The organism is Ruegeria sp. BK1 (genome assembly GCF_056535645.1).
On the sequence record NZ_JBQFIS010000001.1, the window covers coordinates 1,678,777 to 1,690,231 of the forward strand.

The following is an 11,455-nucleotide window of genomic DNA, read 5'->3' on the forward strand; positions in this document are numbered from 1 at the left end:
GCCCTTTGTTATGTAACTGACCACAACTGTAACGCGGTACACTCCCGCAGACCTTGACATGCGTCAGGTGAAAAATTTTTCTATTCTTCTGACACTTCACCGCCTGCGTTCACCCAATCGGAAAAGCCACCCAAATTGTAGACCTGAGCATAGCCCATATCCTTGAGCAATTTGCCCGCTAGGGCAGCACGTCCCCCGGCAGCGCAATACAAAACAATGGGGCGATCCTTACGCAACTCGGGGTCATGGGACTTCAGCGCCTCATCTGCGCTGAATTCAAGCGACCCGCGAGAGATATGATGCGCACCACTGGCACGGCCCGTTTTCTGCAACTCGGCCCCGTCGCGGACATCCAGCAGTAAACCGCCCTGCCCCAGAATCTCGGCGGCGCGGGCCATGTCGATCCGCTCCACGCTGGCATTGGCGGCTTCCATCATCTCTTTCACGGTCAAGGGCATCTGTATCTCTCCTGTTGGTGCTGCCGACAGGGTAACATGCGAAAATTGGAAGGTGTAGTGGGATCGCCCTACACTGGCGATCAATGTTCGCGGAAGGCACGCGACATGCTGTCTGTCACCGGCTTGGCGATATAGGCCGCGAAAGTGCGTTCCTCGGTCTGAATCATGATCTCGGCTGGCATCCCTGGCGTTGGGATAAAGCCGCGCACGCGGTCAATCTCCTCCGGCGGCAGCGAGATTCGGGCCAAATAGACCTCTTGCGGGGCACCCGCAGAGTCCTCGAGCAAGGCATCGGCCGAGACGTAAAAGACCTCGCCGCTCAGCACCGGAGTCGTGCGCTGGTTCAAGGCGACCAATCGCACGGTGGCGTCCTGTCCCGTCACGACGCTGTCGATCTCGGTACGCGGGATTTGAGCCTCGATGATCAGGGGGGCGTCGGCGGGCAGGATTTCGGCGATGGGTTCACCTGTTTCGATCACCCCGCCCGGCGTGTGATAATGCAGCCGCACGACTGTGCCCGTAACCGGTGCGCGCACAACGGCGCGGTCCAGAACACTGCGGGCCTGACGGGCTTTTTCGCGGACACTTTCCAGATCGGCCTCGATCACGCCCAGCTCGTCCAATGCCGCCTCGCGGTAGGCCGACCGCGTTCGGGTGATCTGTTCTTCGTATTTCAGCATCATCTGGTTGACCTCGGCGGTCTCAGCCGCCAACCGCGCCTGCTGACCATCGGCCTCGGCCTGCACGCGGCGGATCGTGTTTAGCTCGCCTTTGCGGACCAAACCCTTTTCAAACAGCGCCTCTTTGGTCTCATACTCTTCCTGCAAAATGGCCGAGCGCACCCGCATACTGTCCAACTGCGCCTCAAACCCGCTGGAGCGGATGCGCAGCGCTTCCATATTGCGCTGAAGCAGAGCTATATCGTTCAGTAGGGTCTTGCGCGAGACGTCAAAGCTGATCTTCTGGCCGTCTAGGATCGTCATCACCTCGACGTCATCGGTGGCCTTGATCAGATCGGGCGAAAATTCCAGCCGCTCGCGTTCTTCATACTCGGCCAACAGGCGCTGGCTCATCGCCTGAAGGCGGATTTTACGGATGAACAGCTCACGCTCATTGGCCTCGGCAGAGGTCTGGTCCAATGTCATCAGGACCTCCCCGGCCTGCACCGATTGACCTTCGATGACCTTGATATCTTCGATGATGCCGCCTTCCAGATGCTGCACGATCTTGTTGCGTCCAGTGGCGACAAAGCTGCCCTGCGCAATCACGGCGGCAGCCAAGGGCGCGCGAAAGGACCACACGCCGAACCCGCCGAAACAGACAACCAGCAGCACCATTCCGACGACAACGAATTTGCTGATCGAGCGTGGAACCTCGGCATACCACACCTCGGGGTCTTTCGGATCATTGTTGACGGGCACCAGATCATTCATGTCGCATTCCCCTTCTGGCCTTCGATACCGGGCTGTTTACGCGGCCCGTTCAGCTGTTGCAGCACCTGTTCGCGCTGACCGAACAGGGCGACCCGCCCGTCGGTCAGCAGCATGATCTTGTCGACCGCATTCAGCAAAGTCGGCTTTTGCGTGATCACCACCACCGTGATCTTGTTCGCCTTGGCCTGCGCAATCGCCCGTGCCAAAGCCTGATCCCCGGCCACGTCCAGGTTCGAGTTCGGCTCGTCCAGAACCACCATACGTGGGTTACCAAAGAACGCGCGCGCCAGCGCGATGCGCTGCTTTTGACCGCCGGACAGCGGAGAGCCATCGGCGGCGACAACAGTCTCATACCCTTGAGGCAGCGTGGCGATCATGTTGTGCACATCGGCCAGCACGGCGGCGTCGTGGATTTGCTCATCCGTCGCGTCCTCACGCATGCGGCCGATATTGTCCTTAATGCTGCCGGGAAACAGCTGCACGTCCTGCGGCAAATAACCTATACTCTCACCGAATTGGCGCGGGTCCCAGTTGCGGATATCCATCAGGTCCAGTCGCACGCTGCCCGACGTTGGCAGGATCGAGCCCACCAGTGTCTTGCCCAGCGTCGTCTTGCCCGCCCCGGAATTGCCGATAATGGCCAGTGTCTCACCGGGATTGAGCGAAAACCCGATCCCGTTCAGCACCACGCGTTTGGTCCCGCCGGGCACGTAAAGAAGCCGTTCGACATCCAACCGGCCTTCGGGGCGCGGCAGGCGCAGCTTTTCGTATTGCAACTCGGACTTGGTCAAAAGGGTCTTGATCCGACCAAAGGCAGCGCGGGTCAGCAGGAAGGTGTTCCACCCTTCGATGGATCCTTCAATCGGGGCAAAGGCGCGCCCGGCGATGATCGAGGCTGCAATGACCATGCCGCCGGTGATCTCACCTTGCAGGGCAAGATACGCGCCCCAGCCCAGAATTGCGATTTGTGTAAGTAAGCGCACCGCGCGCGAAATCGCAGCAAAGATGACGTTCCGATCCTGCGCCCGCACCTGCCATGTCAGCGACTGCGCGGTGTCGCGGCCCCAAATGCGCACCGCCTCGGGGATCATCGCCAAAGCGTTGATGATCTGACTGTTGCGCGCCATCGAATCCAGATGCTGGTTGGCCATGGACTGAGCCCGGTTCGCCTCGGCAAAGGGCTTGGCGGTCATGCGCTGGTTGATCAGAGCGATGATCATCAGTAGCAGCGCAGTCACGATCACGATTGTGCCAAGTTGCGGGTGCACAAGGAAAATCATCAGGATGAACAAGGGCGCGAACGGCACGTCCAGAAATGAGATCAACGTGCCCGACACCAGAAATCCGCGGACCTGCTGCAAATCGCCCAGCGTCTGATATTCCCGTCCGGTCCCATGCAGCGAGGCATGGGCCGCCGCGCTGAGGATGGGCGCACCCAACCGGGCGTTTACCTCGACCGCTGTGCGCATCAGCATGAATCGGCGCACCGCATCAAAGGCTGATTGAAAGATCACCGCCCCGGCCACAATCGCGGTCAGCATGATCAACGTGTCCAGAGACCGGCTGGTCAATACGCGGTCGCTGATCTGAAACAGGTAGATCGGGATGGCCAGGATCAGGATGTTGGTTGCGCAAGTCAGCACCAGCACAAAAGCCAGATTGCGCAAGATTGCCCGCATCGAAATTCGCAGCGTCTGCTGAAAGTCCTCGGGCGGAGTGCGTTTGTGAAAGGTCTGGGGTGGCCCTTTGCCATCCCCACCGCCCTCTTTCCGGAGCGGCAGAGGTTGGTTCGCCTTGGCCTCGATCGTGGTTCCCAATTGTCCACCGCCTTTTGAGCGATCCGGGGGGGGCGTCCGGTCGGTCTTCTCCCTGGCGGTTTCCGGATCGGGGCCTTTGGCATCGGCCACCCCAGCTTCGCGGCCCTTCTGGAGTTTGTCGTTGACGGGCTGCGGAACGTCACGCCGAAGGGATTTCTCGGCGTGACGGAGGAATGTCGTTTCTTGAGCACTTTGCGTGCCCTTTGGTGAAGGTTGCAGTTCAGAGACTTTTGGGGCCTTGGGTGGAAACGTCACCGGATTATGCACACGCAGATCCTGGCTTAACCGCAAGCTCGCCATTTTGGCGGGTTTGGTCACGGGGTCATCTGCAGGGGCCTTGGTCGGGCCACCACCACCGCGTCCGTCCAGTGGGCTGGCGAACAGGGATCGGCGCGACGAGAACAAAATCGACATACTCAAACTTTCGAAACACTCGTATCCAACAGGGAAATCAGGCCAGCATGGTTTGCAGACCATCATCGAAGCTTTCGGCCATCTCGGACGGGGTCATCTTGTTGTGGCCCGGCGCGTTTTCCGAGTTTCCGGGTCCATCCACCGTGTCAATAAGGACAGCGATGGCATCATTTCCGATCTCAACATCCAGATCATCGTCCGGCGTGTCGATCAGACTGGCCTGATGCAGCACGAGGTCGGAATATTCGCCCTCACCGGTCATGACCACGGAATCGACGCCGGCTTTTACCACACCCGCGGTATTCAGAACCGCATTTCCAGCCCCCAACGCAGAAGCCACTGCACCGGCTTCCCCGTTAAGGTTGATGTCGTCCTGGTCTTGCAGGATCGTGATCTGTTCAATCGCGTTAACCTGCACCAGATCGCCGTCGATTTTGAGGACCCGGATCTGTTCCATCCCCGCGAAGTCCGGGTTGTTCAGCAAGGCGTCTTCCAGCGCTTCGGTGTCCATTTCCTCAAGCGGCAGAACACCCGCCAAGCTGGCGTCCAACTCCTCATGCGTGTCCTCACCCATCGTGGTCAGCGCCACCTGATTGACAACAAGATTGTCATCATCCTCATCCGGAATGCCACCGTTGATCTCGTCATCATCGAGGAACACGATTGTCTGGTGAACGATATCCACCGAAATCATGTCCCCGCCGATCAGGATCACGTCGTAATAGCTGCCAAGTTGCAGAATCTCGGTTACGTTGATCAGAACATTGTCACCCATCACGTAAAGGCTGGACGATGCGGTGATCTCGGTTTCGATGTGGTCGATATCGGTGGCGTCGATTTCTTGCTGGATGAAATTCGCGACCACCAGATCGCCCGCAATCCAGGTCACAGCGACCAGAGGATCCTGCCCCTCGGCCGCGACGTTGTCATCCAGCCAATGGGCCTCGTTGCCTTCAACGGTGATGGTCGAGGTTTGAACCACCATCGTGTCGCTTTGCGCACCGGCATCGCCGGTGTCAATGTCCGACACTACCGCAACCTGACTGACGACGGTCACGTTGACCGATTGCCCGCCCACCGCGATCACTGGCGCGTCGACCCAGGCCACTGTGACGGCAACTTCGTTGACGGCCAGATTGCCACCGGTGGATACGGTATGCCCCTCGCCAAATTCCGAGTCTTCGGACTGGTCCCACTCGGCGGGAAGAAGTTCTTCGGGCAGATCCTCTGTCTGGTCCTCATCGGGTTGATGATGCTGCGGCAGAAGCTCGCTCCAGTCAGGGGCCTCATCGACATGTTCGCCGTTCACGATGGCACCCATCGCGTCTTCGCCCTGGAACTGATGCACCGTCGCGCCTTCGACCTCGATGGTCTGCTGTACCTCTTCGACGAGGGCTTGAATGTGTTCAACCGACTGATAATCGGCGATATTCAGAGACGGGGCCGATACCGCGTGCAGCGACTCCGCAACCGCCGCCAAGGCGTCGCCCTGCGCAATCAAGGTTTCGACATCGCGGAACTCGGCCTGTCCAAGGGTGTCATTGTCGCTTAGACGCAGAGTTTGAACGGTATAGGTCACGGCCGACCCGATCAGCTCGGGGATCAATTGCGGTTGCAGAACTACGGTCTGAAATGAGATCGCCGGAAGCTGCACGTCGGAAATGAAATCATCGGCATTCGGCACCAGACCGAAACCCGGAACCGGGGCCGCCACGGACATCGCCTGCACGGGTGCAGGGGCTATATCAGCCTGTGGCGCATCCGTTCTGAATGGCAGGGCATCATATTTCCCCGGATCCAGCTTCAACCCCGCCTTGACCTTGATGACGGTCGCATCTTCAAGCTCTTCCAGTTCCGCCTTGCGCCTGAATGCGACAAATTCGTCATACTGATCCCGCCATCGGGCCTGTTCGCTGGTAAGTTCAAATGTTCCAATAAAATGAGCAATCGTTTCACTGATACTGTCGAGCGACATAACACTGTTCCTTTCCCCATCCCGGCCAGAAATTTCCGTTTTGGGTTAAGTTGGGCCGAGGCCGCACCATGCGGCCTCAGCATGTTTTTGCCGGAGATCGTGGGGGTTTAGCCGATCTCCGGCTGGGACACCGGCTTATACGTCGGTATCGTCGCTGGAGTAGGACGAAGTCATCGATCCACCAACCATGGTCGTATCGACCGAGTTGCCAAGCACGTTGGCACCCATGACGATCGACTGGTTGAAGGCCGTGGTGTCCACAACTGCGGCAGACGAAGCATAGGATTCACCCGATACGATGCCGTCACCAGCATTGTTCGAGCCCCAGACACCCGCGTTGCCACCGGTGCCACCTGCGCCCGAGTTCGCACCCGAAGCATCGCCACCAGTGACTATCCCACCAGCTGTGTGGCCGGTAGTCGCCCAACCGATTGCTTCACCGCTGGTGCCGCCCATACCGGCCCCGGCGCCGCCGCCGCCGCCAAAGCCTGAGGTCGCCGACCCGTCCGTCGAACCGGATGCATCAGAGGTGGCATCATTGTCCGAAGACGCGTCACCACCGTATCCGGCAATGGATTCGGCAAGACTGTCCGCCGAGCCATCTGTGTCTGCCTGCGCAAACACATCCACCAGACCACCGTCTCCGGCCGTGTTCATCGCATCGGCCGAACCGGTGCCCGAACCATCCGACGTCGCGCCTTGCTGGATCGCGCCGCCACCGCCGCCGAAACCATCGGCGGTCGAGGTGCCGGTTCCGGTGCCGCTGGCCGAGCCGTCGGTGTCGTTTGTGCCACCTGCTCCGCCATCGCCACTGGTGTTCTGCGAGTTGCTGGCCGACCCGTTCACGTCACCCGGAGACTGGGTGATGTTCGGACCGGTTGTCGCCTGATCGCCGACACCCTGCGCGCCGGCGTTCGCTCCGGCTGTACCGCCTGTCGCGCTACCGCCGGTGCCATCGCCACCCGAGCCGAAGCCGCCGGTGCCGTCGCCACCCGAGCCAAAGCCTCCGGTTCCGTCGCCGCCAGATCCAAACGCGCCGGTTCCGTCACCGCCAGTTCCCGGATTGCCGCCATTGGTGTCGCCACCGCCGTTGCCGGCACCGGCCTGACCTGCGTTCAGCCCGGACAGACCGTTTTGCTGGTTCAGAGCTGCAAGCGCTGCATCGACCTGACCGGAAGTGCCACCAGTGCCTTCAGCACCCGTGCCTGCACCACCCGTGCCGTTGCCAGCATCACCGGTACCGCCCATGCCTTCTGCGCCGTTGCCCTGGGCCCCAGAGCCTTCGGCACCCGCGCCTTCGCCACCATCGGCATCAGCGTCGCTGCCTGCCAAGCTGCCAGCCAGACCCAGACCGACATTTCCGGCCGCCGCATCGTTGGCGTCGGTGTCGCTGCTGCTGCCATTGCCGGCCTGACCATCCGCATCCGCATCACCGTCGCCACCGGCTGCGCCTTGCGCGGACGAGTCGTTCGCGCCAAGACCCGCGCCAAGCGCCTCTGCGACCGAAGCATTGTTGCCACCGGAAGACTGGCCATCATTGTCGGCATTCGACAGGCCCAGACCCAGACCCAGCCCAAACGAGCTTGCGTCTCCGCCTTCACCGCTGGTGCCGTCTGCGTCGGTGTCGGATGAACCTGTGTTGCTTGCTCCAGAGATGCTACCGGCGTCTCCGCCTTCACCGCCACTGCTGCTGCCGTTGGACTCGGCACCCGACACACCGACACCCAGGCCGATGTTGGATGCTGAACCGGTCGAGCCGCCGTCACCACCAACGCCTGTACCATCCGCGTTGCCGGTCAGACCACCAAAGGCCAGCGCGTCAGCGCCATGGGTTTGGGCACTTGCCGCGCCGCCATCGGTGCTGCCACCGCTGCCAGAGTTGCCACCATCGGTTGAAGAGCCGATGCCTTCATGGGCCGTCGCGGTGCCACCATGAGCATTGCCGCTCTGGTCAAATTCGCCTTCGTTGCGAACGGCGGCCGAGCCCAGATGGTCATTGTCGGACAAGTTTGCGACCTGGCTGCTGATCGAAGACATGTCATTGCCTTCACCGCTCAGGTCGATGTCCAGATTCAGGTCGTCGCCCGGGTCATAGTCCATATCGCCTGCAACGGTGATGACATCGCCCAGCTCAGCCGAACCTGACGCGTCAATATCGACGGTGTCATTGTCTTTCGGCAAGCCTTCTCCGTCGCCGAAGTCGATCGTGACCGAGTTGCTGTTCGAGTTGTCATTGTCGCCATTGCTTTGCGACTGACCCTGACCTTGATCTTGACCCTGGCCCTGATCCTGGCCTTGGGCTTGGTCTTGACCCTGACCATTTTCAACAGACGTCGCCTGAGCTTGCGCTTGGTCCTGACCCTGGCCCTGTTCGTTGTCGACATCATTGTCGACATCCGTCTCTTGCGACGTCAGGTCAGCATCAACATAGGCGTCATCCACATGGATATCTGCGTCGATTGGCGCGATGATCGTATCCACGTTCACCTCGTCAATATCGGTAATGCTGTTATGGGGTTGTTGACGTTTTGACATATCAATTTCCACTTATTAAGCGCACTGACCGTCACTCTTTCAAAAACGGTTACGGGCGCGGTTGAAACAAACAGCGCACTCGCGCAAAACCCGCGCGGATGCGTATTTCACAGTGAGATTGTCCTCCACCCTCCTTTCCCCGGCTTAGCCGGTCCTGCATCTGCCAAGACGTTCGTGGAAATGCGCGATTCGCAGACACGTTCGGATCTTTAGCCCCGTTAATTGGAGCCGTTCCATGGTTGCAGGAGGAAACTGGCCTGAATAGCTAGCCGGAAGCACTAGAACGGGTAATCACCTGATTCGGATTGATTATTTCCAAATCACGAACAATGCGCGACTTTTTTGGCTGCTGATTTTTTAGCTAATCGCATATCGAGAAAACTCGTTAAATTGCCTCTACTTAAGCGGGTGAAACGCCCCTGATCCTAAACTTAAGTTCTAGAACTGTTTGCGCGTTAACGACCGTGCAACCAGGAAATTTGCACTTTTCCCTATAGCCTGCACCGAAAGTGCGTTAATGTTCGGTTAATATTATTCGAAGTGCCAGTTTGCTATTTCGCCGCTTAGCGGTGCAGGTTTTGACAAGGGGGGAATGATGAGCATTCCGTTTCGGGAAAATGCTGCGCAAAACCAATTTGGTTTTGACGAATTCTCGGTAAATTTTATTGGTAAAGAGCTTTTCTACTCGGACCAGACCTTAACGGGTGTTGAAACAGAGTTTGGTGTCACCACACACCGCTACGATTCAATCTCAGCCCTGCCGACATATGGCGACCCTACCACCGGCCCCGGTAGGATCGTGATCGTCGATCAGATGATTCTGGAAGATCTTCTGGCCCGTCCCAGACACTATCGCGATTGCGTGGGCAGCGGCAGCTTGGCATACGCGTATCGAAAAGAGGAATCCGCCCGCTTTCTGTTTGAGCAATGGGACCGGACTCGCCATGGAGATATCGGTTTTCTGCCAATGAATGTCGGTCCCGATGTCTGGCGCGCGATCCTTCGATTGTTGCTGCATGAGGAACTATACCTGCCCGGCTTTCTAGCAGACAGCGTCTCCAACTTGCAAAGCCCACCCAAGCAGCACGCAGGCTCTACGCCTGCCGCGCCTGAGCCGCACCCGCTTTATTCCAAACTGACCCGGAGGGAAAAGCAGGTCCTGCAACAGGTATCAAAAGGGCACAGTAACAAGATCATCGCGGCCAATCTTGGTATAACCGAACACACGGTGAAGTTGCACATGCACAATGTCGCCGGAAAGATCGGCGTCAGCAACAGAACCGCCGCCGCACAGTTCTTTTTCGAAGTCGCCCCGGACGAAGCCCATGAACTTGCCAGCGACTGAGGATTTCGAAACCCGCTTTGACCGTCTTATCCTTTTGGTCGGCAAGCTGAACTATATGTGGACCAATACAGAAAGCCTGCTGATCCACCTGATCGCCGGGCTGAGCGGAACCAACAAGGATGTCGCGGTCATCATTTTTCTGACCCTCAACACCACCCGTGCACGCATTGATCTGGTGGAACGGCTGGCAAAGATGGACGGTCGCCCCCCCGATCTGAGGGATGCGATTCTGGAGCACACCCAGCGCTTGTCGAAACTTTCGGGCATTCGCAACAAGTACAATCACTGCATCTATTCCTTCGACCCTGACAGTGGAAATCCCAAGACGATTCTTATGCGGATTTCAGACCGGAAAACCGACATCAAGCTGGGACGCGAAGACACCGTTGACGCCGCAGCGCTGACAGAGATTGAAGGCGTAGTGAAAAAACTCTCGGACGCCAACCGCGATATCTGGCAGTTGATCACAAGGTTAGGCTTTCCGGTCTAAAGGCGACGTGGTGCGGGTGGTCAGGTTTAACAGAACATAAACAGGCCATTTCCTTCACGTTCACCTGACTTGATCTATAGTGGCGAGTGTCGCTTTAACTGCGACATTATCTTGCTACCCGATCAGGGTCTTTCGATGTTCAACTATGTTCTGACAACTTCTACCACTTTGATATGGGTCGCAACCGGGCTGCTTGTCGGCTTCCTTTTTATCTAGCCCCCCAGTGCGCGCCTAACTTGAGACTGAGAACAGAAGCCTTGAATGGCTTTGTTGCGTAGAGGTTGTGTAAGCAGTGAACAGGCACGCCGTCACGGGCAACTGACACCGCGTAGCGATTCTACCAAAATCAACGACTCTGGAACGGGTTGCACGCCAAACAACATCGGCTGTGAAATACCTGGTGCGGGCGGTGGGACTCGAACCCACACGGGCATAAGCCCTTCAGATTTTAAGTCTGATATGTCTACCATTCCATCACGCCCGCACGGCGTATTCCGCTCCCAATTGGGCTGAGGAAATCACTAAGCGGATAACGCTGCAAACACAATCCGTTTCAACGACAACCACTTGAATTCTGATTCACGGAGGGCCGACAACCGGAGCGATCGTTGCCAATCGTCAAAGGCTGGTTAAAATTCGCACGCAAGGATTGCACATAAATTGCCAATCTCTAGGACGGGGACCACCCCTAAGGGATATCATTTTCGATTTTCGGGCAAGTTACGAGTGCAGAACAAAAGTCCTTTCCAGACTGGATCGCTGGCATCGAACATCGCGCCAAGAGGCCGCCAGCCTGGCACCCCAACTTCGCACAAATACAATCTGGCAACGCCTCGCCTATCCCGGAGCCTTCGTCGGGGCGTTCTTTCTGGGAGTAATCGCCGTCTTCCTGACACGCTACATTCAATACCACATGGTAGGCGTGCCCGACGCTGGTGACACGAACTTTCCAGGCATCATCGGTATCGGCGTGGCCAGCATGGCGGGT

The 11,455-nt window shown here is 58.2% G+C and carries 7 protein-coding genes and 1 tRNA gene; 2 read left to right on the plus strand and 6 right to left on the minus strand.

All coding sequences use genetic code 11. The features are described 5' to 3' along the window. Positions 1 to 80: 80 nt before the first annotated feature. From ACR3E7_RS08375 to ACR3E7_RS08395, 5 genes are all read right to left on the minus strand, one after another. Positions 81 to 458 carry a rhodanese-like domain-containing protein gene (locus tag ACR3E7_RS08375; RefSeq protein ID WP_480502702.1) on the minus strand — a complete coding sequence of 126 codons (378 nt, stop codon included), beginning with the start codon at positions 456 to 458 and terminating at the stop codon, positions 81 to 83. Positions 459 to 538: 80 nt separating this feature from the next. Beyond that, positions 539 to 1,891 (minus strand): HlyD family type I secretion periplasmic adaptor subunit, encoded by a 1,353-nt coding sequence (locus tag ACR3E7_RS08380; protein ID WP_170782772.1) that lies wholly within the window; start codon positions 1,889 to 1,891, stop codon positions 539 to 541. Beyond that, positions 1,888 to 4,122 carry a type I secretion system permease/ATPase gene (locus ACR3E7_RS08385; protein WP_480502703.1) on the minus strand — a complete coding sequence of 745 codons (2,235 nt, stop codon included), beginning with the start codon at positions 4,120 to 4,122 and terminating at the stop codon, positions 1,888 to 1,890. Before ACR3E7_RS08385 ends, ACR3E7_RS08380 begins: the two co-directional genes overlap by 4 nt. Before the next feature lie 37 nt (positions 4,123 to 4,159). Beyond that, positions 4,160 to 6,097, minus strand: coding sequence for a type I secretion protein (locus ACR3E7_RS08390; protein ID WP_480502704.1), 1,938 nt, complete (start codon positions 6,095 to 6,097; stop codon positions 4,160 to 4,162). Positions 6,098 to 6,232: 135 nt separating this feature from the next. Next, the gene (locus tag ACR3E7_RS08395; RefSeq protein ID WP_170770099.1) at positions 6,233 to 8,632 is read right to left on the minus strand and encodes a CDK5RAP3 family protein; all 2,400 of its coding nucleotides are present in this window, start codon (positions 8,630 to 8,632) and stop codon (positions 6,233 to 6,235) included. 595 nt (positions 8,633 to 9,227) lie between these two features. Between ACR3E7_RS08395 and ACR3E7_RS08400 the strand changes: the two genes are divergently transcribed. Both ACR3E7_RS08400 and ACR3E7_RS08405 read left to right on the plus strand, forming a co-directional pair. Further along, a complete protein-coding gene (locus tag ACR3E7_RS08400) occupies positions 9,228 to 9,977 on the plus strand; it encodes a helix-turn-helix transcriptional regulator (protein ID WP_237217234.1) in 750 nt (249 codons plus the stop codon). Beyond that, positions 9,958 to 10,467, plus strand: coding sequence for a hypothetical protein (locus tag ACR3E7_RS08405; protein WP_170770097.1), 510 nt, complete (start codon positions 9,958 to 9,960; stop codon positions 10,465 to 10,467). Before ACR3E7_RS08400 ends, ACR3E7_RS08405 begins: the two co-directional genes overlap by 20 nt. A 398-nt stretch (positions 10,468 to 10,865) precedes the next feature. On the opposite strand, the gene ACR3E7_RS08410 is transcribed toward ACR3E7_RS08405, so the two are convergent. Beyond that, positions 10,866 to 10,951: transfer RNA gene (locus ACR3E7_RS08410), tRNA-Leu, on the minus strand. Positions 10,952 to 11,455: the final 504 nt, after the last annotated feature.